Annotated in this window: 25 protein-coding genes, 2 tRNA genes and 1 pseudogene; 16 read left to right on the forward strand and 12 right to left on the reverse strand. The window is 47.2% G+C overall.

Going from position 1 to position 25,317, the window contains the following annotated elements:
- Positions 1–68 precede the first annotated feature (68 nt).
- Positions 69–938 (forward strand): prepilin peptidase, encoded by an 870-nt coding sequence (locus JYJ62_RS07070; RefSeq protein WP_205341509.1) that lies wholly within the window; start codon positions 69–71, stop codon positions 936–938.
- A 268-nt stretch (positions 939–1,206) separates the two neighbouring features.
- Here JYJ62_RS07070 and JYJ62_RS07075 read toward each other — a convergent pair whose 3' ends face one another.
- From JYJ62_RS07075 to JYJ62_RS07085, 3 genes are all read right to left on the reverse strand, one after another.
- On the reverse strand, positions 1,207–1,395 hold the full coding sequence (locus JYJ62_RS07075) for a PA3496 family putative envelope integrity protein (protein ID WP_205341710.1): 189 nt from the start codon (positions 1,393–1,395) through the stop codon (positions 1,207–1,209).
- Positions 1,396–1,501: 106 nt separating this feature from the next.
- Positions 1,502–2,140 carry an endonuclease III gene (gene nth, locus JYJ62_RS07080; protein ID WP_205341510.1) on the reverse strand — a complete coding sequence of 213 codons (639 nt, stop codon included), beginning with the start codon at positions 2,138–2,140 and terminating at the stop codon, positions 1,502–1,504.
- A 231-nt stretch (positions 2,141–2,371) separates the two neighbouring features.
- On the reverse strand, positions 2,372–3,211 hold the full coding sequence (locus JYJ62_RS07085) for a mechanosensitive ion channel family protein (RefSeq protein ID WP_205341511.1): 840 nt from the start codon (positions 3,209–3,211) through the stop codon (positions 2,372–2,374).
- A 195-nt stretch (positions 3,212–3,406) separates the two neighbouring features.
- Between JYJ62_RS07085 and rlmF the strand changes: the two genes are divergently transcribed.
- Positions 3,407–4,360: a 23S rRNA (adenine(1618)-N(6))-methyltransferase RlmF gene (rlmF, locus tag JYJ62_RS07090; RefSeq protein WP_205341512.1), complete on the forward strand. Its 954-nt coding sequence runs from the start codon at positions 3,407–3,409 to the stop codon at positions 4,358–4,360.
- A 45-nt stretch (positions 4,361–4,405) separates the two neighbouring features.
- Here rlmF and rdgC read toward each other — a convergent pair whose 3' ends face one another.
- Positions 4,406–5,326, reverse strand: a complete 921-nt coding sequence (gene rdgC / locus JYJ62_RS07095) for a recombination-associated protein RdgC (protein ID WP_205341513.1) — start codon at positions 5,324–5,326, stop codon at positions 4,406–4,408.
- 500 nt (positions 5,327–5,826) lie between these two features.
- Between rdgC and JYJ62_RS07100 the strand changes: the two genes are divergently transcribed.
- Together JYJ62_RS07100 and JYJ62_RS07105 are read left to right on the forward strand one after the other, a co-directional pair.
- A tRNA-Val gene (locus JYJ62_RS07100) sits at positions 5,827–5,902 on the forward strand.
- A gap of 17 nt (positions 5,903–5,919) precedes the next feature.
- Positions 5,920–5,996 (forward strand) — tRNA-Asp (locus tag JYJ62_RS07105).
- A 190-nt stretch (positions 5,997–6,186) separates the two neighbouring features.
- Here JYJ62_RS07105 and JYJ62_RS07110 read toward each other — a convergent pair.
- On the reverse strand, positions 6,187–6,810 hold the full coding sequence (locus JYJ62_RS07110; protein ID WP_205341514.1) for a glutathione S-transferase family protein: 624 nt from the start codon (positions 6,808–6,810) through the stop codon (positions 6,187–6,189).
- Positions 6,811–7,164: 354 nt separating this feature from the next.
- On the opposite strand from JYJ62_RS07110, the gene JYJ62_RS07115 reads away from it, so the two are divergent.
- On the forward strand, positions 7,165–7,749 hold the full coding sequence (locus tag JYJ62_RS07115; RefSeq protein ID WP_205341515.1) for a TetR/AcrR family transcriptional regulator: 585 nt from the start codon (positions 7,165–7,167) through the stop codon (positions 7,747–7,749).
- Positions 7,750–8,166: 417 nt separating this feature from the next.
- The gene (locus JYJ62_RS07120) at positions 8,167–9,291 is read left to right on the forward strand and encodes an alkene reductase (RefSeq protein ID WP_205341516.1); all 1,125 of its coding nucleotides are present in this window, start codon (positions 8,167–8,169) and stop codon (positions 9,289–9,291) included.
- Positions 9,292–9,394: 103 nt separating this feature from the next.
- Here JYJ62_RS07120 and JYJ62_RS07125 read toward each other — a convergent pair whose 3' ends face one another.
- The 6 genes from JYJ62_RS07125 to JYJ62_RS07150 all read right to left on the reverse strand — a co-directional run bounded on the left by JYJ62_RS07125 (position 9,395) and on the right by JYJ62_RS07150 (position 15,668).
- On the reverse strand, positions 9,395–11,395 hold the full coding sequence (locus JYJ62_RS07125; protein WP_205341517.1) for a TRAP transporter permease: 2,001 nt from the start codon (positions 11,393–11,395) through the stop codon (positions 9,395–9,397).
- Positions 11,373–11,810, reverse strand: a complete 438-nt coding sequence (locus JYJ62_RS07130) for a DUF1850 domain-containing protein (protein WP_205341518.1) — start codon at positions 11,808–11,810, stop codon at positions 11,373–11,375. Before JYJ62_RS07130 ends, JYJ62_RS07125 begins: the two co-directional genes overlap by 23 nt.
- A 43-nt stretch (positions 11,811–11,853) precedes the next feature.
- Positions 11,854–12,888 (reverse strand): TAXI family TRAP transporter solute-binding subunit, encoded by a 1,035-nt coding sequence (locus JYJ62_RS07135; protein ID WP_205341519.1) that lies wholly within the window; start codon positions 12,886–12,888, stop codon positions 11,854–11,856.
- Positions 12,889–13,074: 186 nt separating this feature from the next.
- Positions 13,075–13,599: a GNAT family N-acetyltransferase gene (locus JYJ62_RS07140; RefSeq protein ID WP_205341520.1), complete on the reverse strand. Its 525-nt coding sequence runs from the start codon at positions 13,597–13,599 to the stop codon at positions 13,075–13,077.
- A gap of 16 nt (positions 13,600–13,615) precedes the next feature.
- Positions 13,616–14,677: an NAD(P)H-dependent flavin oxidoreductase gene (locus tag JYJ62_RS07145; RefSeq protein ID WP_205341521.1), complete on the reverse strand. Its 1,062-nt coding sequence runs from the start codon at positions 14,675–14,677 to the stop codon at positions 13,616–13,618.
- A 193-nt stretch (positions 14,678–14,870) separates the two neighbouring features.
- The gene (locus JYJ62_RS07150; RefSeq protein ID WP_205341522.1) at positions 14,871–15,668 is read right to left on the reverse strand and encodes an SDR family NAD(P)-dependent oxidoreductase; all 798 of its coding nucleotides are present in this window, start codon (positions 15,666–15,668) and stop codon (positions 14,871–14,873) included.
- A gap of 542 nt (positions 15,669–16,210) precedes the next feature.
- On the opposite strand from JYJ62_RS07150, the gene JYJ62_RS07155 reads away from it, so the two are divergent.
- Both JYJ62_RS07155 and JYJ62_RS07160 read left to right on the forward strand, forming a co-directional pair.
- Positions 16,211–16,480 (forward strand): DUF1778 domain-containing protein, encoded by a 270-nt coding sequence (locus tag JYJ62_RS07155; protein WP_205341523.1) that lies wholly within the window; start codon positions 16,211–16,213, stop codon positions 16,478–16,480.
- Positions 16,477–17,007 carry a GNAT family N-acetyltransferase gene (locus JYJ62_RS07160; RefSeq protein WP_205341524.1) on the forward strand — a complete coding sequence of 177 codons (531 nt, stop codon included), beginning with the start codon at positions 16,477–16,479 and terminating at the stop codon, positions 17,005–17,007. The genes JYJ62_RS07155 and JYJ62_RS07160 overlap by 4 nt, the downstream gene beginning before the upstream one ends.
- A gap of 19 nt (positions 17,008–17,026) precedes the next feature.
- Here JYJ62_RS07160 and JYJ62_RS07165 read toward each other — a convergent pair.
- Positions 17,027–17,185 (reverse strand): annotated as a pseudogene (locus tag JYJ62_RS07165) (transposase); the annotation flags it as partial.
- Between the two features lie 380 nt (positions 17,186–17,565).
- Here JYJ62_RS07165 and JYJ62_RS07170 point away from each other — a divergent pair.
- From JYJ62_RS07170 to JYJ62_RS15810, 8 genes are all read left to right on the forward strand, one after another.
- Positions 17,566–18,621 carry a virulence RhuM family protein gene (locus JYJ62_RS07170; RefSeq protein WP_205341525.1) on the forward strand — a complete coding sequence of 352 codons (1,056 nt, stop codon included), beginning with the start codon at positions 17,566–17,568 and terminating at the stop codon, positions 18,619–18,621.
- A gap of 894 nt (positions 18,622–19,515) precedes the next feature.
- A complete protein-coding gene (locus JYJ62_RS07175) occupies positions 19,516–21,042 on the forward strand; it encodes a tyrosine-type recombinase/integrase (RefSeq protein ID WP_205341526.1) in 1,527 nt (508 codons plus the stop codon).
- Positions 21,029–21,502, forward strand: a complete 474-nt coding sequence (locus tag JYJ62_RS07180) for a hypothetical protein (protein ID WP_205341527.1) — start codon at positions 21,029–21,031, stop codon at positions 21,500–21,502. The genes JYJ62_RS07175 and JYJ62_RS07180 overlap by 14 nt, the downstream gene beginning before the upstream one ends.
- An 87-nt stretch (positions 21,503–21,589) precedes the next feature.
- The gene (locus tag JYJ62_RS07185) at positions 21,590–21,799 is read left to right on the forward strand and encodes an AlpA family transcriptional regulator (protein ID WP_205341528.1); all 210 of its coding nucleotides are present in this window, start codon (positions 21,590–21,592) and stop codon (positions 21,797–21,799) included.
- 157 nt (positions 21,800–21,956) lie between these two features.
- On the forward strand, positions 21,957–22,889 hold the full coding sequence (locus JYJ62_RS07190; protein WP_205341529.1) for a PriCT-2 domain-containing protein: 933 nt from the start codon (positions 21,957–21,959) through the stop codon (positions 22,887–22,889).
- The gene (locus JYJ62_RS07195) at positions 22,886–24,097 is read left to right on the forward strand and encodes an AAA family ATPase (protein WP_205341530.1); all 1,212 of its coding nucleotides are present in this window, start codon (positions 22,886–22,888) and stop codon (positions 24,095–24,097) included. Before JYJ62_RS07190 ends, JYJ62_RS07195 begins: the two co-directional genes overlap by 4 nt.
- 2 nt (positions 24,098–24,099) lie before the next feature.
- On the forward strand, positions 24,100–24,525 hold the full coding sequence (locus JYJ62_RS07200) for a hypothetical protein (protein ID WP_205341531.1): 426 nt from the start codon (positions 24,100–24,102) through the stop codon (positions 24,523–24,525).
- A 58-nt stretch (positions 24,526–24,583) separates the two neighbouring features.
- On the forward strand, positions 24,584–25,177 hold the full coding sequence (locus tag JYJ62_RS15810) for a hypothetical protein (RefSeq protein ID WP_232365736.1): 594 nt from the start codon (positions 24,584–24,586) through the stop codon (positions 25,175–25,177).
- Positions 25,178–25,317: the final 140 nt, after the last annotated feature.

A 25,317-nucleotide genomic window follows, 5' to 3' on the forward strand; every position in this document is an offset into this window, starting at 1 on the left:
AACATGGCCTATGTCGTATGACATGGGCCATGTTCTGACAGGGGCTTTGAATTTTGCACGGTGTGTTTATGGATATTATTCAGTTTTGGAACAGCAATATTGTAGTGTTTGCCTTGAGTGCGGCTGTTTTGGGTCTTTTGGTGGGCAGTTTTTTAAATGTGGTGATTTACCGTTTACCTAAGATGATGATGCGTGATTGGCGTCATCAAGCGCGTGATGTGCTGGAGATGCCAGTAGAGGAAAGTAAAGAAACTTTTAATTTAATACTGCCTAACTCTCGCTGCCCGCACTGCAGTCATGAAATCAAACCGTGGGAAAATATTCCGCTGTTCAGTTGGTTGTTTTTACGTGGCAAATGCTCAGCCTGCAAGCAGCCCATTAGTATTCGTTACCCACTGGTGGAACTGGCCTGTGGCGTGCTATCAGGTGTGATTGCTTGGCACTATGGCGTTAGTTGGGACACCTTGGCGATGTTGGTGCTGACGTGGGGGCTGTTGGCGATGAGCTTGATTGATGCTGACCATCAGCTGTTACCCGATGCGTTAGTGTTGCCGCTGTTATGGCTGGGGCTGATCCTGAATAGCTTTGGCTTATTTGTGAGCTTATCCGCTGCCGTGTGGGGCGCTGCTATAGGCTATATGAGTTTATGGTCGATCTTCTGGCTGTTTAAGCTGGTGACTGGCAAGGAGGGCATGGGCTACGGTGATTTTAAATTGCTGGCCATGCTGGGGGCTTGGGGTGGCTGGCAAATCCTACCGCTGACAATTTTACTGTCCTCAGTGGTGGGGGCGGTATTAGGCGTTATTATTTTGCGTTTGCAGCGTAACAGCATTAGCAATCCGATTCCTTTTGGACCTTATTTGGCTCTGGCCGGATGGATCGCTTTAGTGTGGGGCGATGAGATTACTAGCAGTTATTTGCAGTTTGCTGGGTTTTAATGTGATTGCGGTGATGCGGTGTGTGAATGGCATGCCTAATCAGCCGTAACGCTTGTAGGGATGAGTGACTGTTTGCTGGGTTGTTAGCTGTAGGAAAGAGACGTAGGCATAACCAACACCTGCCGGAGCGCCTTCGGCAGAACTATTATTACCGGTCAGTACATGTCGCGTATGACGCAATAGAACCGTATTGAGTGATAAAACACTAAGCGTGCTTATCTACCGCTAAAAGCAAAACGAGCCCGTAGTGGGCTCGTTGGCGGGTGCGTCAGTCTAAATCAAAATCATACTCTGCCAATTCTTTACGTAATCGGCGCTCCTCAAGCATGTTATCAATCACACGACGCTTGGTTAGATTGGTCTTCGCTGCCTCAGCAGGCGCTTCATCCTCAATCTCTTCAGCATCTTCTGCAATGAAATCATCATCATCTAATTCTAAATCTTCTTTACTCATGATTAGAGCCTCGCGCACGGGAGTTTCCGTTGGCGCACCTTATAACCATAAAAAAAGAAATGGTAAAAAAGATTTTTTCAATAGGTTGTTAGTATTTCAATTGTAAAAACTAATCGTCAGAGGTTTTCTGTTTAAACTCGCACAAATCTTCAATCCGACAACTGCCACAACGCGGCTTGCGCGCCTGACATACATAGCGTCCATGCAGGATAAGCCAGTGGTGCGCATCCAGTAAAAACGCCTTAGGGACAAACTTCAGAAGTTTCTTTTCCACCTCTAAAACAGTCTTGCCTGGAGCGATGTTGGTGCGATTGCTGACTCGAAAAATATGAGTGTCGACTGCCATCGCCACTTGGCCAAACGCAGTGTTGAGTACGACGTTAGCGGTTTTTCGGCCGACACCGGGTAGTGCTTCCAACGCTTCACGTGTTTCGGGTACTTGGCTGTTATGCCGTTCAATTAATAAACGACAGGTTTCTAACACGTTTTTAGTTTTGGTCGGGTACAGGCCAATGGTTTTGGTATAGGCGCACAAGCCTTCGTAGCCAAGCGCGTACATGGCTTCTGGGGTGTTGGCTACAGGGAACAACTTATCAGTGGCTTTATTGACGCCAACGTCGGTGGCTTGCGCAGAGAGGATCACCGCAATCAGCAGTTCGAAGGGTGAATTGTAGTTAAGCTCTGTTTCAGGCTTGGGGTTGTCTTCTTGAAAGCGGCGAAAAATTTCGTAGCGTTTGACGGCATTCATTGGGCAGACTCAGTCAAAATAAAATCAAAGGCAGAGTGATAGGTTAATAAAGGGATGATACAGGTTTTGTGCTAGAGCTGTTTTGTTGGCTGTTTGCGTGATTAGGCGGGGCTGATAAGCAGCGGCCGCAGGGGTAACCTTTGCAGAGGTCGTAAGGGTATGTCGACCTAAAGGCCGACATACCCTGTATGCCTTTTGCTTCATTGACAACAGCGTGCGCTAACTAAGTTTCTATTCTGCTTGTTGGCTGATATGCACAGTGCGTTGTGGGAAGGGGAAGCTGATGCCCTCACGGTCGAAGCTTTCTTTCATTTGTTCTTGGATGCTGAAGAATACACCCCAGAAGTCGGCACTTTTAGTCCACATACGCAGCGATAGATTGACTGAGTTATCGCCCAAAGACACTAAGTGAACGATAGCTGCGGGGTCTTTGAGTACACGTTCGTCAGCGGCCGCGAGGCCCAAGAGGATGGCGCGAGCTTGTTTAATATCGTCGCCATAGTCGATACCGACGTTAATATCGACGCGACGGGTCGGTTTGCGCGAGTAGTTGGTGATGCTGCCGTTGGACAGTGCGCCGTTGGGCAAAATAATGGTTTTGTTGTCGGCGGTACGTAGCAGCGTGTGGAAAATTAGAATGCTTTCAACCGTGCCACCAACGCCTTGCGCTTCGATGTAATCACCGGCGCGGAAGGGTCGTAAAAACAAAATCAGCACGCCACCGGCAAAGTTAGCGAGGCTACCTTGTAAAGCGAGGCCCACAGCAAGGCCTGCAGTGCCGATGAGGGCGAGAAAGGAGGTGGTTTGTATGCCTATCATGCTGGCGACGCTGAGCAGCAGGAGGATGCGTAGCATGGCGCTGAACAGTGAGCTTAAAAACCCGGTCAGCATAGCATCGGCTTTGCGTTGTTGCAGGAAGTTGGCCAGTCCGTTGGTGATACGGCTGATCAACCACCAGCCGATGGCAAGGGTAATCAGTGCGAAGAGGATATGACTGCCGTGTTCAACCAGCAGAGGTAGCCAGTTCGCTTTGGTCTCTTGTAACCAGGTTTCGATAGTGCTGTCTTGCATAGGAACTCTCTATTTTTCTCGGTGTGACGGTCATTTTACAGAGCTGGGTCGAGGATGAAAGTGTTGTTTTTGTTGGTCGAGGTGTTGGTTTTGTAATTGTAGATAGGCAGCGCTGATTGCCATGTTGCACGTTCGGTCGATCTTTGCTTGCTGCTATACTGCGTTTTTTAATGATTTCAGTAAGGGTTCTTGTTTATGAGCACACAGCCTGCAGGCGCATTGTTGCATCCGCGTAACCGTCATCAAGGCCGTTATGACTTTGCTGCGTTGATTGCTGTTGAACCGCGTTTAAAGGCTTTTATGATCATTAATCCGTATGGCAAGGACAGCATCGACTTTGCTAACCCTGCCGCGGTACGTGTGTTTAATGCAGCCTTATTGAATCAGTTGTATGGCATTAAGAGTTGGCGTATTCCAGACGGCTATTTGTGTCCGCCGGTGCCGGGGCGTGCTGATTATATTCATGGCTTAGCAGATCTGTTGGCGCTTGACGCTCAAGGCGAGATTCCGCAAGGCGCTGATTTTACTGTGCTCGATGTGGGTACGGGTGCGAATTGTATTTATCCGTTGTTGGGACAGCATGATTATGGCTGGCGTTTTATTGCCAGTGATATTGATCCACAGGCGTTGACTAGTGCAGCTGAGACGCTGGCAGCGAATGGTTTGGATAAGGTCATTGAGCTGCGCTTACAAAGTGATAAGTCAGCTTTTTTTAAAGGCGTGTTGCGTGCGGATGAGCGGGTGATCTGTACCTTATGCAATCCACCTTTTCATAGCAGTGCCTCTGAGGCGACGAGTGGCAGTGAGCGTAAGTGGCGTAATTTAGGTAAGCAGGATCCACAGCGTAAGTTGCCGACGCTGAACTTCGGCGGCAAGAGCAATGAATTGTGGTGTAAGGGTGGTGAGCTGACTTTTGTGCGCAATATGATCAAGGAAAGTAAAGACTACGCAGCGCAGGTATTGTGGTTTACCACCTTGGTGTCGAAATCGGCGCATATTCGTTTGCTACAACGCGTGTTGAAGCAAGTCGGAGCTGTGGATGTGCAAGTCTGCAGTATGGCGCAAGGACAGAAACAAAGCCGGTTTTTGGCCTGGAGTTTTCATAGCGCTGAACAGCGTAAGAATTGGTTGGTTACTGCGAAAAGCTAGGATTCGCGGGCTGCTCGCCCGCGAATCCGTTAATTGCTGGGTGAGTTAAATCCCTTGTGGGATTTCTTCGCCGCCGAGGGCTTCGAGCAGTTGTGGAATAAACTCCACAAAGGTCAGCATCATCAGAATAAAGCTGGCATCAAATTGACCGGCTGCATCATCGCCGCCGTCTTCTTCTGCTTGATCAAGCAATAGGTCTTCGAAACGCAGGCGCTTAATAGTGAGCTTGTCGTCGATTAAAAAGCTGAGCTTATCCTGCCACGCTAAAGTCAGCTGAGTCACCAGCTTGCCGGCAGCTAAGTGCATTTGAACTTCTTCGCTGGCAAGGTCTTCGCGTTTGATGCGGATAATACCGCCGTCTTCGGCGCTGTCGCGTAATTCACACTCGTTGGTCAAGACTAAGCCGTGGCTGGCTTGGTGTTGTTTAACCCAGTCGGTAAAGGTTGCAGTCGGCGCGACTTTAACCGCGATAGGGCGTACTGGTAAGCTGCCGAGTACTTCACGTAAGGTTGATAACAACTCTTCAGCACGTTTAGCACTGGCAGTATCAACCAGAATCAAACCTTGTGCTGGCGCGATAACCGCGAATGTTTTGGAATGACGAATAAAGGCGCGAGGCAGAAGCGCTAAAGTGACTTCATCTTTAATTTGATCACGTTCTTTTTTGTAAACTTTACGGCCTTCAGCGGCTTCGATTTCATCGGTTTTTTCTTTAACGGCATCCCGTACAACGCTGCCTGGCAGCATACGCTCTTCAGTACGCGCGCAAATTAACAAGAATCCTTGGCCGCTGTGTACTAGGGGGGCGTCTTCGCCTTTACCAAAGGGGGCAACGAAACCATAGGTTGATAGTGTTTGGCTGCCGCAAGGTAAAGCAGGCTTAGCGGCCAGTGCAGTTTCTAAAGCCTCTGCTGTTAAGGACGTATCTGATGTTAAGCGGTACATCAGTAGGTTACGAAACCACATAAAAAACTCCAAAATTAACGTAAAAATTATACATGCAGCACGTGGCGTGCAAGAAATAGCGCTTGGCGATCAATCACCGAAGACGTCTAGGTAGTAAATAAGCTGTATATAATATCAGTGATTATCTGCTTAGGGCAGGCCGTGAGGTTAAAAACAGATGAGCTGTATTAGAGTGTCTGTGTTGGATTTCTCGACAGCCAAGAAGATAAGCAGGTCGCAAAGTATAGGGCCGTTATCGAGCAAACGGCAGTGTAAATATGCTGTTTTTCGGATTTTGCTGATATTGACACTGCCATGTGACAGATTTATAGGGTCGACTTTAATCCGTCTTATTGTGCGGGTTGGCGGTTAAAGAGTCGGTGTTCTAAGCGTTGCGCAGTTAAAAGTAGATGATTATTCGAAGTTTTGCTAAGTCCTTGGATTGATTATGAAAATAAATCAATTTAGGACTTGCCAAAAGCTATTCTAGTGTCTAATATACGCACCACTTGAAGACACAAGGGTGATTAGCTCAGCTGGGAGAGCATCTGCCTTACAAGCAGAGGGTCGGCGGTTCGATCCCGTCATCACCCACCAAGTCTTTTAAGTATCGCGCAGTGGTAGTTCAGTTGGTTAGAATACCGGCCTGTCACGCCGGGGGTCGCGGGTTCGAGTCCCGTCCACTGCGCCATCTTACGAAAACCCGTTAAGCCTTCAAACGCTTAACGGGTTTTTTCGTTTCTGGGTAGAAAAAGTCCTGTCCCACTGTTTCTAGATCAGCTGCTTCTTGCGCAGCAAGTCACAGTGAATCTTCAGTGATGGAGGTGGAGTACGGGCTGGTGTAGCTGCCAAAATTCCCTATAGGTATCCTGGCAGCGCTGTTATTCGCTTGCTTCTATGCGCATTGCTTTTTGATAGCTGCTTAGGCTTTCAAGATTTTCAATATAGCTTTTAATGTGTGGGTATTTGCTGTCACATTTCAGCATTTGCAGTGCGCTTTGCACGACAAAACCTAGCATAAAATCTGCTCCAGTCAGACGCTCGCCGACTAAGAACGTCTTGCCGTCTAAATGATCATTTAAATAAGCAAAGACTTTAACAAATTCTATTTCAGCGTAGCTGTCGAGAAATTTTAGCGAGGTCCCGCATTTGCTTTCATACTGATTGAACACTTTTAGTAAGAACGGCAGCATCGCCGAGCTTTCTGCAAAATGAAGCCACTGTAAGTAGTCGCTGTATTCCGCCGATAGTTCATCCGGTGCCAACTGTGGTGCGAATTTTTTAATCAGTAACTCTACGATCGCGCCCGACTCGGCAATCACCTTGCCATCGAGTTCAATGACCGGTGACTTGCCAAGAGGATGAATCGTTTTCAGTGATTGCGGTGCTAAGTGCGTCGTTGCATCACGCCTGTAGATGATAAGTTCATACGGCTGACCTATTTCCTCTAATAACCAGAGGATGCGGATGGAGCGTGAGGCATTGAGATGGTGAAGTTTTATCATGTTGCTAATTCCTTCTGGGCGATCACGCCGAGTCTTGCTATACATTGTTGATGACTTGCACAGGACGCTCAATGTTTTAGCGATTGGCTGCTTGGTCCGAGTAAATTGCATTGTATGTTGCAGATATGCGACCAGTCTACTAATTTATAATTATGTAAAAATATAGCTGTCTATGATCATCTGTATGCATAGTTAAGCCTTGTCTCAGGCCTAGAAAAAGACAGTGAACTGTTATTGCCGTGCATTCAAGAGTGTAACGAAGACGACAGGGTTGGGCGGCTTGAGTAAAGAGTTGTTATAATAAATCCTACTTATTTGCCTTATTGGCTGTCTGGTTTTTGGTGTCTTATCCTGATGAAACAAAATTACGCTAATACTCGTCAACAGTTACTCGATACGGGTCACCGCATGATGGTGGTCAAAGGGTTCACTGGCGTAGGGCTTAATGAAATTCTGCAAGCTGCTGGCGTTCCTAAAGGCTCGTTTTACCATTATTTCAAATCCAAAGAGCAATATGGGCAGTCTTTGCTTGAAGAGTATTTCCAGAGTTATCTGGCCGATATGGATCAACGTTTTTCTGCGGCCGATGTTAATGCGCGTGAGCAGTTGATGGGTTACTGGCAGAAGTGGTTGCAGAGCTATTGTGAGCCGTGCGATGAGCAAACTTGTTTGGCAGTTAAGTTAAGTGCCGAGGTTGCCGATCTCTCAGAGGCTATGCGCCTCACTTTGCGTGATGGTACGGATCAGGTGATTGCACGCTTGATAAGCTGTATTGAGCAAGGGCAGCGTGAAGGGTCCCTGCCAACAAGTAATGCTCAGCAAACAGCTACCGCGCTTTATCAGCTCTGGCTAGGTGCCAGCTTGTTAAGCAAGTTGCATCGTAATAATCATCCGTTAGAAAGCGCGATGATAACGACTGAAGCGCTGCTGGCAGGCTGATTTAGCTTGCTCGATGGCTTGGCTATCACTTAGGCCAAGCCAAGCTCAATAAGATGATTTTTTATCTGTTTTTGCCAGCGATACATCTCTCCGTGTTTTTTTTCTTATTCCTTAAAGCACTCAGTTTACTCATTTTTTATGCGTGATAAGAGTGCCGCCTTAAGGTGTTATATGTGCTTTATATTAATCTAGACGACTGGTCTATTTTGATATATAGTGCGGCCACAAACACATTCAACGTTCCCAACAGCGAGTACAGACTCGCTGTTGGGAACTAAGACTGCAGGCCGTTATTGGCTTTCAGTTCGCGTTGACTGGGTTAAAAATTTATACTTTTTAATAGACGACTAGTCTATTTTAAGTGTTTGCTTTGACATGTATAACTCGACGTATCGTTGCGTCATTAGGAAATAAAAAATGAAAAATGATAGCTTATTTCAGCCGCTCACACTTGGACGTCATGTTCTGCACAATCGCATTGTGCTACCGCCTTTAACGCGCTCGCGTAGCAGCCAGCCTGGAAATATCGCTAACGAGCTGATGGCAACCTATTACAAGCAGCGAGCGGGCGCCGGATTTATGATCACCGAGGGCACGCAAATCGAGCCGCGCGGGCAAGGGTATGCGTGGACGCCAGGTATTTACAATCAAGCACAGATTGACGGTTGGCGCACAGTCACAAAGGCGGTGCATGACGCTGGTAATATTATTTTTGCTCAGCTGTGGCATGTGGGTCGTGTTTCTCATACCTCACTGCAACCTGAGGGTGCTGCGCCGGTCGCGCCGTCAGCGCTTGCGGCGAATAACGTTAAAGTGTTTATTGAAACTGGGCCGGGTGTCGGGGCTTTAGCAGATCCTTCCGTGCCTCGAGCATTAACCACTGCAGAAGTTAAAGAGTTGGTGCAGCTGTATGCACAGGCGGCTCGAAACGCATTAAGTGCGGGCTTCGACGGCGTGGAAATTCACTGTGCGAATGGCTATTTGGTCAATCAATTTATTTCTGAGCACAGTAATCAGCGCGAAGATGAGTACGGTGGCTCGCTGCAGAATCGTTTACGTTTTCTGCGAGAAGTTGTCACGGCTGTTGCTGAAGTTGTCGGTGCGGATTGTTTAGGTGTGCGCTTCGCGCCATTGTTTGCCAGCACCGAAGAAGATCGAGTTTATATGGGGCTCGTTGAAGCCGATCCGCATACGACTTACATCGAAGCGATTAAAGTTTTAGAAGAGACAGGCATTGCTTATTTGTCGATTGCTGAAGCAGATTGGGACAATGCTCCAGAATTGCCTGCAGACTTTCGTCGCGCGGTTCGGCAGACCTTTAGTGGTTGTATTATTTATGCTGGCCGCTATACCGCAGAGCGTGGCGCAGAAACCTTAGCGGCTGGCTTGGGTGATTTGATTGCCTTTGGTCGTCCATTTATTGCCAACCCCGATCTACCGCAGCGTATTGCTAATGATTGGCCGCTAAACACAGTTGATCCCACAACGATGTATGGCGGCACGGCGCAGGGCTACAGCGACTATTCAGTGTACCAAGAGTAATGAGTCCACGACGGCAGTCGTTATGACTGTAACGCTCGACTAGAAGCTTCATATCGAAGCTTCTAGTGTTCTTAGAGTTGACCCAGAGAGGAGAGTGAGCTTTTTAGACTCTGCTGGCTTGCTGTTTATTGGTTTGTGAGATATTCCAAGCGATGACCGAGCCAACGATAACAACCCCGAGTATGTCGGTGAGAGTTTCTGGAACAATCAACATAAAGGCACCCGCCGCTAAGATAATGCGCATCAATGGATTAAGTTGGCTTTTAAAGTAGCCCTCAACCGCCGCACTTAAAGCGATAATGCCAATGATGGCTGTCACCGTTACGCTGGCAATCACCCAAAAGCTTGGTAATGGGAATTCTTTACTGGTGACTAACGCATTGGTGGTATCGAGCATTAGCATTGCTGGGTTATAGACAAACATAAACGGCACAATAAAACCGGCCAAGGCCAGCTTTAACGACTGAAAACCGGTTTTCATTGGATCGCCGCCAGCAATTCCCGCACCGGCAAAAGAGGCCAAAGCCACCGGCGGGGTGATGTTGGCGAATAAACCAAAATAGAACACAAACATGTGCGCGACTAAAATTGGAATATCAAAGTTCGCTAGCGCCGGTGCAGCCATAGTTGCAGTAATAATATAAGCTGGGATAGAGGGTAAGCCCATACCCAGTAGCATGGAGGCCAGCATGGTGAAGAACAGGGTCAAGAATAATGAGCCTGCGCCAACGCTCATAATAGCTGAGGTCAACACGCTACCAAAGCTGGTTAAGCTGACTACACCGATAATAATACCGACCAGCGCACAGGCAGACATCACCGCCAGTGATTGGCGAGCACCATCAGCCAATGCCTCAAAAATATCGGCAATCGACATACGCGTTGATTGACGCAAGCTGCTGACAATAATAGTCAGAATAATAGTGTAAAAAGCCGAATAGCTGACCGGTACGTTATTAAACAAAAGGACGACTAAGCCAATAATAGGTAGCAGTAAGTGTCCACGCGCTTTTAGCACCTCTTTAACTTTCGGTAAGTCTTCTTTTGGGATGCCTTTTAAATTGTCACGACCGGCACGAAAATGCACTTGGGCAATCACGCCCAGATAATATAAGAGCGCTGGTAGCAGTGCGGCGAGAGCAATGGTGCCATAACTGACACCAGTGGTTTCCGCCATAATAAAGGCGCTGGCACCCATGATGGGCGGCAAGATTTGTCCACCGACCGAAGCACTGGCTTCAACTGCACCAGCAAAGTTTTTGTCATAGCCAATTTTCTTCATTAACGGGATGGTAAAGGCACCGGTACCGACCACGTTGGCTACGGCAGTTCCGTTGATACTGCCCATAAAACCACTGGAAATCACTGCAACTTTTGCCGGTCCGCCTTGTTTATGGCCGGCTAAGGCGAGAGCTAAATCGTTAAATAATTGCCCCATGCCAGATTTTGCTAAAAAAGCGCCAAACAAAATAAATAAGAAAATAAAGGTAACCGAAGCACCAATCGCCGAGGAGAAAATACCTTCTGTTTTTAAGTACATTTGTCCAAAAATATCGCCCATATCAAAAGGACGAGTCATTAGACGGTCAGGCATAAACTCAAAGCTGCTGATAAACGGGTAGGCTAAGAAAATCAGCGCTAATAAAGGTAAGCCCCAGCCCATGATGCGTCGAGCGGACTCAAACACCAGCAGCACAGTCATCATTGAAAAGATAATATCTGCGGTGTTCGGAATACCGCCGCGCGTGGTGACAATATTTTGGTATTCCATAAAGAGATAGATCGCAGATGCAGCACTACCGATAAAGAGCAGCCAATCGAGCCAGGATACTCGAGTACGGCTTGAGGTGTTAATCGCCGGATAGAGTAAGAATATCAGGCACAGCCCAATGCTGACGTGAGCACTGCGCTGTAGTAACTCAGGCATTGGGTTGTAGGTGATATACAAGTGAAAAAGTGAATAAATAACGGCTAAAGCAAAGACAAAATAGCGTGTTTTAGCATCTGCAAAGGTACGCAAAGCAGAGGATTTATCAAACTTTTCTAATAATGCTTCTTGTTGCGCTGCATCAATTGGGGCATCAAGGTCTTTCGAAGTAGTCATCACAGGACTCCTGTGTAAAATAGTGCCAACGGGGTACCTGCATTACCTGAATCTGAATTTCTGCATAATCATTGAAATCTTTAAAAAGGGGCCAGACACCCAGTTTGGTCAAAAGAGTTGATTCAACATTACGCGAAATAATCCAGTTTATACGGGGTAGTAAACGGTCAATTTGATAGTGCAGCCAGCCATCTTTACTGGTTATCGCACCCTCAATACTTGGGGTGCCGGCACCGAAGGTTTTGAAGTGCGAGGTTGTCAGTAAAAGTTGCTGATTGGCAGTTTGGTAGCGCTCTTGCCAAAGCTCTTTTTCTACCGAATGAATCCACTGCAATGTAAAAGATTGCTCTGTTAAAGCACATTGAAAATCTGTACTGGAAACCTGTAAAGAGGCAATAGGGCGACTGATAATCATCAGACTGAGCGCTGTGATAGCGCTCAGTCCAACGAATACGTACTTATTTAGACGCTTGCTCAGCATAGTACTTCTTAGCACCTGGGTGCAGCGGAGCAACTAAGCCTTTTTGAGCGTTTTCAAGGGACACGTCTTTCATCGCTTGGTGAGAGTTACGTAAGTTATCGATGTTTTCAAAGAAGGTTTTAGTCAGTTTGTAACCATCTTCTTCGCTTAGGTCTGCACGAACAATCAGTGCGTTCATAATGGCTGCAGTTGGAACAATCTCAGTATTGCCGTAGGTTTTAGCTGGAATGTCCAAGGCAATAAAGTAGCTTTGATCTTTGGCAATTTTTTCAATGTTTTCTGGAAGAATCGAAACCATTTGCAGATCAAAACCTTGCTCTAGTTCCATCAGCGCTGCGTTAGGCAGACCACTGGTTAAGAATGCGGCGTCAAGTTTGCCGCCTTTTAACGCATCTGCGGCTTCTGCGTAGCCTAAGTAGTCGACTTTAATATCGTTATAGGTAATGCCGTGACCATTAAGAATATTACGCGCGTTTACTTCTACGCCGGAGTTTTGTGCGCCGACTGCGACGCGCTTACCACGTAAGTCTTCTAAGGTTTTAATGCCTGAACGCTTCGATGTTACCACTTGTACATAGTTAGGGTAGAGCGCAGCGATTTGTTGGACGTTTTCAATTTTATTTTTAAAGCTGTTGGTGCCCGCTAATGCATCGCTGAGTACGTCACTCATAACAAAGGCCATTTCGACTTTGTTTTGGTTCATCAGGTTAATATTTTCGACTGATGCACCGGTGGTTTGGGTTTTAGAGTTCACACCGTAAGTTTTATTGTAAATCTCACCCAAGGTCGTCGCGATAATATTGTAAGGACCTGATGCGCCGCCGGTAGCAATGGTAACAAAACGCGTTTGCATTTTATTGTCTGCTACAGCTGGTGCGTTGGTGTTGGCTTCAGTTGTTGGGGTGGCTGACGTAGCTGGGACTTTGCTGGGCTCTTCTTCAGACGAGCACGCAGTTAAAAAGACAGCAAAACAAAGACTGGTGAGTACGAACTTAGCCGGGATATATTTCATAGGAGTATGTCCACCTTGGGTTTTTATAGTTTTATGTAATGGGCCAATCAATTACAGCCCATTGCACGAGCAAGTAATTTTTACTGCCTTATAAGAATCAGTATCAGTCACAAATAAGAAAAAGACCACAGTCAATGGTTTCTTTTTGGCCGCATACTACGAAGGGCGTACTTTTATATGGATGTATCAGGATGTTGGGTCACGCTCTCTGCCGCAAATGCTCTCTGTAGTCGGTAAGTTTTTGAGCATCCACACATCACAACCACCGTGCAACGTGCCTGCTAAAGGCTGATCGAGATGGATAAAACCTAGGCTTTCATACAAAGCAATGGCGCTTTGCATGCTGCTTAAGGTATCTAAATAACACTGTTGATAGCCTTGCGCTTGGGCAAAGGCTAAACAGGCTTGGGTCAGTGCTTTACCGATGCCCAGTCCTTGGCTGCTGGGCAGTAAAAACAGTTTTTTTAGTTCAGCAATCTCACGATAGTGCAGAAAAGGCGCGATACCTGCGCCGCCAACCACATGCCCATCAAGCAGCGCGACCAAATATTGGCTGCGCTGCTCGGCTACGTAGTGTTGGCTCATGCAGGTCACTTCGGCATCTGAGGGACCAAAGCCTGCCCCGATGGCGCCATATTGTGCGCCGACCTGTTGAATAATCCGGCAGATATCTGCATCGTGTTGCGCTTGGATAGGGACGATCTGATACATAGCTTTGCTTTCAACCTCAGTAAGTGCCGCCCTGTTGCCATTCTGCAACCAATTGTGCGACCAGTTCAGCTGCCGGCAACTCACGCGCTAGCGGTGCCGATTGTCCTGCCCAGAACGGTGCAAAGTCATTGCAGCCCTGTTGGCTGGCTGCTGCATTTAAGGCTTTGCTGGCGCTGTAGGTGGCTGGATAGCCGGGCAGTAATGCCTGCTTGTCAGCTAACTCCGCATGAAATCTATTGACTAAACCCCGTGCCGGACGACCGGAAATCACTGCGGTGACATCAGTTTCATAAGCGCGACTGCTTTTTAATTGTTCACGATAGGCCTGATTAGCTGCTGATTCAGGGCATAAGATAAAGGCAGTACCCATTTGTGCTGCGCTGGCGCCCATCGCCATGACCTGGGCGATGGCTTGACCATGCATAATGCCGCCGGCAGCAATCACCGGTAACGAGCATTCTTTTTTTAACAATTGCAGCAAACTGAACAATCCGAGTTTTACATCTTGCGATGGATCAAATACGCCGCGGTGTCCACCGGCTTCATGCCCTTGAGCAATCACGCCATGCAGTCCTGCTGCGCAAATCGCTTGAGCTTCAGCCACATTCGTCGCGCAGCCTAACAACTTAATGCCGGCTTGTTTGAGTGCTTGAATAACAGCAGTGCTGGGTAAACCAAAATGGAAGCTAACTACGGGTGGACGTTCCTCCAGCAGCATCTCCAGCATGGCTGGGTTATCAATAAAGCTAGGAACGCCTGCCGACATGTGGCTGGGTGGCTGCGCTGAAAATTCAGCAAAATAAGGCTGTAATAATGTCAGCCACTCTTGCTCACGCGCGGGGTCACTGAGCGCGGGCTGATGGCAAAAGAAGTTAACATTGAAGGGCTTAGTCGTCGCTTGTTGTAGTTGCTGAATCTGCTCACGAGCTTGCTCTACGTTGCAATTACCTAAGCCCAGCGAGCCCAGTCCGCCCGCATTGGAGACTGCCGCCGCTAGCGCTACCGTCGAGGTGCCAGCCATTGGGGCTTGAATAATGGGATATTGAAGCGCTAATTCAGAGAGTAGAGCATTGGGCATGATTAACTCCGAGCACATCCAGCATGGATGCATGTTAAGGGTGGACGATAAAAAATTATACGCAGTGCTGTGAAGAATAAGCCCAGGCAGGTGCTTTAATACAGCAAAAAACATCTCGCTCACTGACCGTAGGCTAGCGTCAGAATATAGACCGTGGACTGAATCAGCCAATGCGTATGATCAATTAAGCTGATTAAGCACCCGCCAGCCAAGGCACGCCGTTGATATGACTGCCACCATCGGCAAACAGCGTATTACCGGTCAGGTAGCGGGCATCGTCGCTGGCTAAAAACGCGGCAACCCCGCCAATATCTGCCTCAGGATCACCCATGCGACCCATCGGGTTGAGCTTAAGCAGTTGAGCGGCGTTGTCTGGTTGAGCTGCGGCAAATTTCTCATAGGCTTCAGTGCGGGCGGCGGGGCAAATAATATTGCAGCAAATCTGATACTGCGCCCATTCACGTGCGGCAGTACGGGTCAGTGCGCGCAATGCTTCTTTGGCGGCGTTGTAGTCAACGGTGTAAGGGTGGGCATTGACGCCATTGAGCGAGGCTAGATTAATAATTCTGCCCCAGCGCTTATCACGCATATAAGGAAAGACCGCCTGCATGGTCCAGAGTGCGGCCATATAGCCAATATTAAAGGCGTGCGCAAAGTCCTCGTCGGTCTTGTCCTCTACTGCGGTAAACGGCCTTGCACCACGACGCGCCGCCCAAGCGTTATTGACCAGAATATCGACTGTGCCAAAGGTGTTGACCGTGTGTTTAACCATGGCCTGAACTTGCGTCTTATCGCACATATCAACTTGAAAGGCTGAGGCCGGTACGCCAAAGTCTTGCTGTATGGCTTGGGCAACGGCATCACCAGTATCTGCGTTCATTTCAGCAATCACCACCGAGGCACCATCTGCAGCCAAACGCCGTGCAATACCTTGACCAATTCCAGAACCTGCGCCTGTGACGATAGCGACTCGATTTGCCAGTTTTTTCATTGCAGTTCCTTATTGTTATGGGCTTTTTTTATTGAGGGTTTTGCGATTTTTTGTGTCAGCTTCACTTTAAACCAGCTGCTGCTCAGATGATATGCACACGATTGTTAAAGCCTCTAGTGGAGAATCTCTCCATCAGGTCGATTAGCGTAGTGTAGTGGGGGATTGATACCGCCCCTATGAAGCTCGCCGCTTTGAGAGGGATAGGAAATAGAGTGATATGCCAAACTGTGACGGTGCAGACCTCATGGTCTTTCTTGTTGGTAAATGTCATCACGGCAGGACTTAGGTTTTGGTAGCTGTAATCTGGCGAGAGAGATGAAAGTTCAATTTTGAACGTCTTGAGAGGCTCAGTTTTCGAAATGAAATCGCAATACCAATACCGCGGCCTCACATCCCCAGTCGGGTCAGGTTTTGAGTGGCTGGATACAACTTGCACAGGCTGTTTTTATTGTCCGGCAGTTATCCGTACAGATTGCTTGTATCTATGGTTTGTACTACTATCTCTGCATCGTACGGAATCTATACGTACAAAGGAGGTTGAAATGGCAACTGCACGATTAGACATAAGGCTTGATGAAGAGATTAAAGTTAAAGCTGAAAAAGCCTCTGCGCTGCTGGGCTTAAAAAGCTTAACTGAATATGTAGTCAGGCTGATGGATGAGGATTCAACACAGGTGATTGCTCAGCACGCAAGCATGACTGTTGAAGATAATATGTTTGATCAGTTTATGGCAGCCTGTGAGCAGGCTCAGGTACCGAACAAAGCTTTGTTAGAAGCCGCAGCCTTTACCAAGGCGAGTGACTTTAAATGAGTTGGTCAAAGACCTTTGAAGAGCTCAGTAAATCCAAACATGACCGCGACTCTTTTGACTGTGATGAGAGTGAGCTGAATACTTTTATTCAAACTCAAGCAGCCAAACACATGCAGGCCGGTATCAGTCGTACCATGGTGTTACCTGGCACTGCGCCGTTGCTCAATCAGAAATATCCGATCTGTGCGTTTTATAGTGTTGCGCCCAGCTCGATTCGCCGTGAGACATTACCTGCTGCATTGGCTAAAAAACTACCTCACTATCCCATCCCAGTATTTTTACTGGCACAGCTGGCTGTCCATAAAGAGTTTCATGGCAGCGGTCTAGGCAAAGTGAGCTTGATTAAGGCGCTGGAGTATTTGTGGGATGTGAATGCGCACATGCGAGCCTACGCTATCGTTGTTGACTGCCTAACGGACTCGGCTCAAGGCTTCTATCAGACGTTTGGGTTTCAGGTGCTGTGTGAGCAGAACGAACGAGTGCGTATGTTTTTACCGATGAAAACTGTGGGGCCGCTGTTTGGATAGTTGATGTATGAACTGCATCTAAATGCGCCATCATTGAAGTGTTCATGCCACCAAACTTGGCACGCCACTTGTAGAAGGTTGCGTTGCTCATGCCATGCTCGCGGCACAACTCTGGAACAGGCACAGCGTTTTCAGCTTGCTTTAAGACTGAGAGAATTTGGCTGTCGGTAAATCGTGATTTTTGACCGCTGCGCGTTACTGCGCTGCATGCAGAATCTCCTTGCGTATATGTAGAGGCAAAGCAAAGACTTTAGTCGTCAGTTATGCTTATTCTGCTGAAATTTTTGAAGAGTTGTTACAAGCGTCAAAGCGCAATACTGATGTGAGCACTGCATTGGATGCTATTTTCTTACAGATAGATGATGAGGATTTTGCGTCTAGGTGTATCGCTATTGCAGCCTTAAAAGAAAGGCTCACATGGATTACCGCCTGAGCTAGTCAGGGCTGAAGGCCTGCTAAGCATGCTGAAGGGCTAGGTTTGATTGGTATAAAGAAGCAAGCGGAACCCCAAGTGTTGCTGGTTTTTCTTGGTTGAAAGAAGCTTTTGGGAAAGAATAAATGAGCAATGAATTGACAGAAGTTAGCGACCTCTCTAAAGGCCGGTTTTTAATCTACCAGGCCGAAGATGGCGAGCTAAAAATAGATGTGCGCTTAGAAGAGGATTCGGTTTGGCTGACTCAGCAGCAAATCGCGCAGCTTTTCCAAAGCTCAAAACAGAACATAAGTCACCACATTAATTCAATCTACGAAGAAGGAGAGTTAGCACCAGAGGCAACTGTCAAAAAATATTTGACAGTTCGCCAGGAAGGCAGCCGTGAGGTAAAACGACTTCTGGATTATTACAATCTAGACATGATTATTTCCGTTGGCTACCGTGTTAAAAGCCGCGTTGCTACACGCTTTCGTATCTGGGCCACTCAGCAGTTATCCGAGTTCATCAAGAAAGGTTTTTTGTTGGATGACGAGCGCTTAAAGAATCCTGATCAACCGTTTGACTACTTTGAAGAGCTTGAGCGGCGTATACAAGATATACGTACTTCTGAAAGCAGATTCTACCGCAAGATCACTGATGTTTACGCGCTGAGTATTGATTACGATCCAACACAGGATATAAGCATCAATTTCTTCAAGACAGTACAAAATAAAATGCACTGGGCTATAACCGGTCAAACTGCAGCAGAGATTATCCATAACCGTGCTAGAGCAGATAAACCTAACATGGGCCTCACCACCTATCGTGGGGCTAAGGTGCGTAAGCAGGATGTCAGTACCGCCAAAAACTATTTGAATGAAGATGAGTTGGCTGCGCTGAATAACTTGGTTGAGCAGTATTTGATTTTTGCTCAAGGCCAGGCAATGCGTCGAGTGCCTATGACTATGCAGGATTGGCTTAAGAAGCTGGATGGCTTTTTGATGATTAATGATCGGGATGTTCTTAACCATGCAGGAAAAATCTCCCATGAAATCGCTAAGCAATTAGCCGAAACCGAATACAGTAAGTTTCATACTCAGCGGCAAACGCAAGCAGCTAACGCTTTAAGTGATTTTGATAAGGTCGTTCAGCAAATCGAAACCTCCAGCGCAAATGGAGACCATGACAAGGATGACCGCTAAAAAGAGCCGTATTCAAACTGGGTAACAACATGCTGCGCAGACTGAGCCGTGAGCTGGTGATGCTGTATTGGAAGGTTGGTCAAGGTGTTTTACAGCGCTGAGCTGATATCCATGTGTGCTTTTGCTGAAACATAGCCAGATTAAACAATTGTCCAGCAGGCTGTTGGACAATCACCTTGGTGCATAATTTAGAGTTACATACCAGCCTGCCTAGTATCGAGAAAATAGGTAAGCGTCCGGCAAGCCCATCTTGAGCCTGACGGCCTAGCCGCTAAGATAGTTGCCGCTAGACCGGCCAAGGTAATTGTCGCTTAATAAGTTATGTATTGATAATCAGCTCGCGCAGCTCATTTAGGTCATGAGGCTGGATGAATGCAGAGCATAGTTGCTGCAGATTAATTAATGCTTGGGTAGCTATACCCATATGGATTAGTGCTTCTGCTGCTGTATTTGCTGAAAATGTAGTGGCATAGTGGGGAAGCAATAAGAGCTGCGTAAGTCCTACGTTTTTAACGTGGCTACAGTTTTAAGGGAAGGCAGGAGAGGGTAGGTCGAATTGAGTAGCGCTGACTCTAGGGTTCTGCGATTTTATATATGGGGTAAAAATGGAAGATAATAAAAAAGGGTTACAGCTATTAACTGTAACCCTTTGATTTATATGGTCGGGACGGAAAGATTCGAACTTTCTACCCCTAGCACCCCATGCTTTTAGTGGTTGTATTCTATTGGACGCTAATAAACCTTATTGGTATAGTGTAATCCTTGTTTTTAAAGGGCTGCAGAGCTTTTTGTCGTCCAGAGACGTTTAATGGGAACTAACTATATCTAGTGTTTCTGTCTAGTCTGGTGTCTAGTCTAGGAATTGATAAAACACTTTTGAAAAAGGATTTAGCTATGGCTACCAGATACCCCGAGCCTGATAAGAAAACCGGTAACAAACGCGCAAACTGGTCTGTCACTGAGTTGAAAAATATTCCGCAAACATGGAAAGGCGATCACTTAAATGATGGCGGTGGCTTACGTGGGCATGTTCGCGTAAATACCAGTAACGAGGTTACTGTCAATTTTCAATACTCATTCCGCTTTGATGGTAAAACACGCTGGTTTTATTGCGGTACTTTCCCAGAGAGCGCAATTAGCGATATACGTAAAAATAGAGATAAGGCTAGGGCTTTGGTAGCTGATGGTATTAATCCAACAGAAAAGCGCCAAGCAAAACGTATCGAAGCACAAGCCGCGATTGCCAAAACGATAGCAGATGAGAAAAAAGAAAAGGCCGCAGCATTAACTGTGGCTGATTTATTCGAGCAGTGGGTAACAGTCGAAAGTGGCGTAAGACGTGAAGATGATAACGCGGCGGTAATTCGTGCTTTTAAAAAGGATGTGTTGCCCAGTATTGGCAAAATTAAAATAAGCGTATTAACCGCAGATGATCTACTGAAAATGCTCAAGGCAATCAAAGATCGAGCACCCGTAACAGGTGATCCTCAGCGCGGGTTAAACAGAACTATTGATATTGTTCATAACGATGTAGGCCAGATGCTGAGGTGGGGTGAAAAGCGCCAGCCGTGGCGCAGGCTGATGATTGAAGGCAATCCAATAGATTTAGTTGAGCCTAAGCAGGTATTACGTATTCAGGATGAGGGCTATCAAGAGGTCAGGGAGCGTGTGTTAAGTGATGATGAAATCAGAGAACTGAAAACTATTTTTGCTAAGCTAGAGAACGACTACAACGACTTGCCCAGCGGTGAAAAGTACAGCGGTATCAGGCCGGTAAATAACCGTGTTCAGTGCGCAACATGGTTATGCCTAAGCACGATGTGTCGCATTGGTGAACTACTGCAAAGCGAATGGCAGCATGTCGACCTAAGCGCCGGTACTTGGTTTATACCGGCTGCCAACACAAAAGGACGTAGAGGCCAGCGCCGTGACCACCTTATAAATTTGTCTGGTTTTGCTACAAAGCAATTCAAGCGCCTCAAGGCAGAGACAGGCCATACGCCTTTCTGTTTTCCGTCACGCGATGAGCAAAGCCATGTATGCCTGAAAACCGTCAGCAAGTTGATTGGTGATCGTCAAACCATGTTTAAGAATCGCAGCAAGCCGCTATCAGGTAGGCAGCACAACGACACCTTGGTTTTATCTGCTGGCGCTAATGGCGAGTGGACACCGCACGACCTACGCCGCACTGGTGCAACTATGATGCAAATGCTTGGAATTGCACCTGAGATTATCGACCGCTGCCAAAACCATGTAATCGAAAGTAAAAATAAGTCAGCAAAGCATTATCAGCAGTACGACTACGCTAAAGAGAAAGCAGAGGCGTGGCATAAATGGGGTGAGCGGCTAGAGCAGATTTTAAGTGCTAGCAATATTGTGCTGTTTCGGGTGGCTAAAGGAGTAAGAAATGAGCAGCGATGAAGGTAAAAAAACGTCTCGTGTTTTTGATCCGGATTTAATGTTAATGGTTGAAGAAGTTGAATTATCTGAAGAGACGGCTAAAGAAGTGCTACTGGAAATAGCCGAATATCTTGGTCGAGGAGAAGCATTACCTATCGGTGTAAGTGAGTGGCTAGCAGGGGCTATTGAGGGGGCGCTGAATTCTCCAGTGAAGTATGTTAACTCCAATAATTTAAACAATAATGATGTTGGAAAAGCGCTTCTGATAGCTTTAGGTTTGCACTCAAAGTACAACCGCCCAAGTGTTCATGATGAAAGTGTGTTCAGCTTCATGAGTGACTACATCGATAACTATGGTTGCAGCCAAACAAGCGCAGCTAAAATAGCGGCAAAACAGTTCAGTATTAGCGTAAGTAAAGCACAGCGTTCCTATAAAAAAATTACCGAGGTGCTTAAAGCGGCGGGGCTTATACCAGATTAAATCGTCCAAAAGGAGTCCACTCCTTATAGACAGTTTTGAGTCTTACTATCCATAACCAGTCAATAAGCAACATTAGGAACTGGTTATATGCACACAAAATCACAGCAACACTTACCCCGCCGTATTCTGCGTTTACCCGAAGTCACACACTCCACGGGTTACCGCCGCAGCAGTATCTATAACTTCATCAAAGAAGGCACTTTCCCTAAAGCAAAGAAGCTTGGCCCGCGAGCTGTGGGTTGGGACTCGCATGAAATCCAAGAGTGGATTGATGCAAGGCTAGAAGGGGAAGAGTGATGGCGAAAATAAAAAAAGCCACCCTCCGACCAAGAAAAGTGGCTCTTCGTGAAGCTTTACAACATTTTAAGTATACAGCAGTCTTGTTGGTTTTTGCAGTTAGGGTGCTTCCGTTTGCTCTTGTTTTGATTGCGTATGCAGTCAAGGCGGTGCTGTCATGAACGAATTGTTGTTCGTAACTTATGCGCTGCAATACCTTGATTCGCATGATAGGAGTACCTGGGTCAAAGCAGCTATGGCGCTTAAGTCTGAGTTTGGTGAAGCTGCTTTTCATGCTTGGAATGACTGGAGTAAGCAGGCTGATAATTATAAAGAGAGTGCTGCGCTAGCAGTCTGGAAAAGTTGCAAATCGACTGGCGGGGTTGGTATTGGCACGCTGTTGTATTTAGCTCGTGAAAATGGCTGGCAACCAAATAATCAGGCCGCAATTGATCCTGTTGAGTTTGCTGCTCGCAAGCTAGCAATCGAGAGCGAGCGTAAAGAGGCAGAAGCATATAAATTGCATCGCCAGAAACAGGCTGCAACTAAAGCGCAGTATTTATGGTGCAAATCAGATACTGCAAGTGCTGGTCATTCGTACCTGCTGAAAAAAAATGTTTCTCCTCTTAACCTGCGCCAATCTGAAGGCGTTCTTCTTGTACCTTTGTCCGCCAATGGTGTGCTGATGAATCTACAGCGTATCTATCCTAATGGTACTAAGCGCTTTTTGGCGGCTGGCAAGGTACATGGATGCTACTCAGCTATTGGTCATATTAAGGCGGGGCAGCCACTCTATATATGTGAGGGGTGGGCAACAGGTGCAAGCATCCATGCTGATACAGGACATGCTGTAGCTTGCGCGATGAATGCTGGGAATTTATTAAGTGTTGGTCGCCAGCTTAGCCTTTGCTATCCAGACAGCATTCTGATTATCGCTGGCGATGATGACCGTAATACTGAAGCTGAGGGTAAAGGTAATCCAGGAGTTGAAGCTGCTACTCAAACAGCTATTGCGCTGGGCTGCGCTATGGTGCTGCCTGCGTTTCCTGCTGATGCTCCACTGGAGTTGAGTGACTTTAATGATCTTGCCCAGTGGAGGGCTTCACGATGAGCATCAAGCCTACATCGCTGATACCGAGGCCAATCTATCCGATGAGGCCATCACCGTTCCGATTTGTCGCCGCCTGCGATATGCCAGTTAACCCTGTTGCATGGCTGATTAAGGATTATATCGAGGAGGATGCCCTCGCTGTCATGTATGGGCCGCCTGGTAAGGGTAAGTCGTTCATCGCCTTGGATATGTCTTGCTGCATTGCAAGTAATCTCTCTTTTCACGGCCATAACGTAAAAGCTGGAGCCGTATTCTATATCGCTGGCGAAGGGCATAACGGTCTTGCTCGCCGTTTGAGAGCATGGGCAGAGCTCAATAACACTGATATGCCGAGGGCATTATTTGTTTCGGAAGCGCCTGCAGATCTCGCTAGTGAAGCTAACGCTACTAAGGTGATGGAAGCCGTTCAGCAACTTGCTGACGCTAGTGGCAAAACACCTGTGCTGATCGTGATAGATACGCTTGCCAGAAATTTCGGAGGTGATGAAAACAGCGCCACTGATATGGGAAATTTTATCCGTAATGCCGATGCTTTACGTCGATTATGGAAGGCGACTGTTCTTATTGTTCACCATAGCGGTAAAGATAGTGATAGAGGAGCGCGGGGGTCATCGGCCTTAAAAGGTGCTGCTGATGCTGAGTATGAAGTTGGACGTAATGACGCAGATCAGATCATTCGCTTAACTCCGCGCAAGATGAAAGATGCGGAAGAACCGGCACCACTCGCTTTTGAGTTGGTTAGTGTGCCTGTGCTTGATGACTCAGGAGTTCTGGTCGGGGGTGCTGCGCTAAGAGTCGCTGAGTACACAGCTCATGCGCCTGTAACTGCAAAGCTGGGTAAGCAACAAAAAGCGGCGCTTGATGTGCTTGAGCAGATGCATGCAGAGACTGCAGCACAACTTGATAGTCAGGGTTTAGAAGAGCAGTCCGTAGAAATATTGCTGGAGGACTGGAGAAGCAGGTGCTTGGAAGCTGGTATGCCTCGACAGAGATTCCACGATGCAAGGGAGACTTTGACTGAGCGCGGTCAGATTCGCGTTGACGGTGTACACGTAAGTATTGTCCGTCCGTTGCCACCTCTCTTAGAGAAACCAATGCGGACGGACAAGCTAAGCAATACAAATAACGGACAGAACGGACAACTATCGGACGATAAACGGACAGATGCTTCTCAGGCTAGCCAGCAACCTGAGTACGAGGATTTCTGATTATGAGTTTTTTAGACTACTTAAAAAGCTCTGGTCTGACTGTTGAAGTAGTACTAGATAAGCTACGAGTGTCGCCTGCTGAGCTGATTACACTCGAGATTAAGCAGTATATTTTGACCAACAAATCAGCACTGTTAACCGAGTTAACCTCTGCCGATGACAAGGCCGATCCAATCGAGCAGCTTCCACCCGTAGATGATGGGGTGAGTACATTAACTACTATTACAGAACAGCCTCATACAGCCGTTACGACCTCGCTAGGCTGGGTCCATGCTCGAGATAAGTACCTTGGGCATTTAATGGGTTGTCGTCTCAGTGATGTTGATACAGGCCGTTGTTGCCATGCACCGACAAATCGTTATTGTGCTATTGGCGCTGTTCTCCGTCAGCAATACAACGACACGCCAAAGGAGCCAGCGTCATGGTGAAATATATCGATGAGTTGACAGGTTTTTTACTCGAATTACAAAACTTTGGAGGTTTTTAATGCAGCAAAATTACAGCATTGAATTGCAACGCAAGGAAACCCAAGCACAAGCCTTAGCCCGCACTGTTACAAGCCCTGAATGCCTTAGCGCCTCGGTACTGACAATCTGTCAGAACATTGAGCATACGCAAGTCAATGAGATGATTGATCAACTGAAAGCGCAGTCTGCTGCCATACACAACGATGATTTATCACGAGCGGAAAGCATGTTGATTGCTCAAGCACATACGTTAGATGGGTTGTTTGCAAAGCTAGCCAGCCATGCGTTGACCAGCAATGAACTTGGTAAGCTAGAGCGTTATATGAAGCTGGCGCTCAAGGCGCAAAGCCAAGCACGTGCAACACTGCAAACACTTGGTGATATTAAAGCACCCAAGCAAATCGCATTCGTGAAGCAAGCCAACATCGGCAATCAAGTACAAGTAAACAACACCACTACTGCTCACGCGCGCACGCGGAAAAAACAAAAAGAGCCAAACGAACTATTGGAGGCACATCATGGCGAACGGCTGGACACCCGAACGAAGAGCAAGACAGGCAGAGTTAATCAAACAGTGGCAACCATGGAAAAAGAGCACCGGGCCGATAAGTGAAGAGGGGAAGGCTAAAGCCTCAATAAATGCTTGGAAGGGTGGTGTAAGACCTCAGTTGCGGGAGGTGTCGAAGGTGCTCAGGAAGCAAGAACAGTTCCTTAATGATTTGCTTTAGCTGCTGATCGACAGTCCTCTATGCC

The sequence above is a fragment of the Denitrificimonas caeni genome, from assembly GCF_905120345.1.
GTDB lineage: Bacteria > Pseudomonadota > Gammaproteobacteria > Pseudomonadales > Pseudomonadaceae > Denitrificimonas > Denitrificimonas caeni_A.

Coding starts and splice junctions, on each gene's coding strand:
- JYJ62_RS07130 (WP_205341518.1), bottom strand. CDS start 11,810: ATGATTATCAGTCGCCCTATTGCCTCTTTACAGGTTTCCAGTACAGAT.
- JYJ62_RS07195 (WP_205341530.1), top strand. CDS start 22,886: ATGAGCATCAAGCCTACATCGCTGATACCGAGGCCAATCTATCCGATG.
- JYJ62_RS07125 (WP_205341517.1), bottom strand. CDS start 11,395: ATGACTACTTCGAAAGACCTTGATGCCCCAATTGATGCAGCGCAACAA.
- JYJ62_RS07160 (WP_205341524.1), top strand. CDS start 16,477: ATGAGTTGGTCAAAGACCTTTGAAGAGCTCAGTAAATCCAAACATGAC.
- JYJ62_RS07120 (WP_205341516.1), top strand. CDS start 8,167: ATGAAAAATGATAGCTTATTTCAGCCGCTCACACTTGGACGTCATGTT.
- rlmF (WP_205341512.1), top strand. CDS start 3,407: ATGAGCACACAGCCTGCAGGCGCATTGTTGCATCCGCGTAACCGTCAT.
- JYJ62_RS07070 (WP_205341509.1), top strand. CDS start 69: ATGGATATTATTCAGTTTTGGAACAGCAATATTGTAGTGTTTGCCTTG.
- rdgC (WP_205341513.1), bottom strand. CDS start 5,326: ATGTGGTTTCGTAACCTACTGATGTACCGCTTAACATCAGATACGTCC.
- JYJ62_RS07150 (WP_205341522.1), bottom strand. CDS start 15,668: ATGAAAAAACTGGCAAATCGAGTCGCTATCGTCACAGGCGCAGGTTCT.
- JYJ62_RS07135 (WP_205341519.1), bottom strand. CDS start 12,888: ATGAAATATATCCCGGCTAAGTTCGTACTCACCAGTCTTTGTTTTGCT.
- JYJ62_RS07175 (WP_205341526.1), top strand. CDS start 19,516: ATGGCTACCAGATACCCCGAGCCTGATAAGAAAACCGGTAACAAACGC.
- JYJ62_RS07145 (WP_205341521.1), bottom strand. CDS start 14,677: ATGCCCAATGCTCTACTCTCTGAATTAGCGCTTCAATATCCCATTATT.
- JYJ62_RS07170 (WP_205341525.1), top strand. CDS start 17,566: ATGAGCAATGAATTGACAGAAGTTAGCGACCTCTCTAAAGGCCGGTTT.
- JYJ62_RS15810 (WP_232365736.1), top strand. CDS start 24,584: ATGCAGCAAAATTACAGCATTGAATTGCAACGCAAGGAAACCCAAGCA.
- JYJ62_RS07180 (WP_205341527.1), top strand. CDS start 21,029: ATGAGCAGCGATGAAGGTAAAAAAACGTCTCGTGTTTTTGATCCGGAT.
- JYJ62_RS07200 (WP_205341531.1), top strand. CDS start 24,100: ATGAGTTTTTTAGACTACTTAAAAAGCTCTGGTCTGACTGTTGAAGTA.
- nth (WP_205341510.1), bottom strand. CDS start 2,140: ATGAATGCCGTCAAACGCTACGAAATTTTTCGCCGCTTTCAAGAAGAC.
- JYJ62_RS07115 (WP_205341515.1), top strand. CDS start 7,165: ATGAAACAAAATTACGCTAATACTCGTCAACAGTTACTCGATACGGGT.
- JYJ62_RS07185 (WP_205341528.1), top strand. CDS start 21,590: ATGCACACAAAATCACAGCAACACTTACCCCGCCGTATTCTGCGTTTA.
- JYJ62_RS07110 (WP_205341514.1), bottom strand. CDS start 6,810: ATGATAAAACTTCACCATCTCAATGCCTCACGCTCCATCCGCATCCTC.
- JYJ62_RS07190 (WP_205341529.1), top strand. CDS start 21,957: ATGAACGAATTGTTGTTCGTAACTTATGCGCTGCAATACCTTGATTCG.
- JYJ62_RS07155 (WP_205341523.1), top strand. CDS start 16,211: ATGGCAACTGCACGATTAGACATAAGGCTTGATGAAGAGATTAAAGTT.
- JYJ62_RS07085 (WP_205341511.1), bottom strand. CDS start 3,211: ATGCAAGACAGCACTATCGAAACCTGGTTACAAGAGACCAAAGCGAAC.
- JYJ62_RS07140 (WP_205341520.1), bottom strand. CDS start 13,599: ATGTATCAGATCGTCCCTATCCAAGCGCAACACGATGCAGATATCTGC.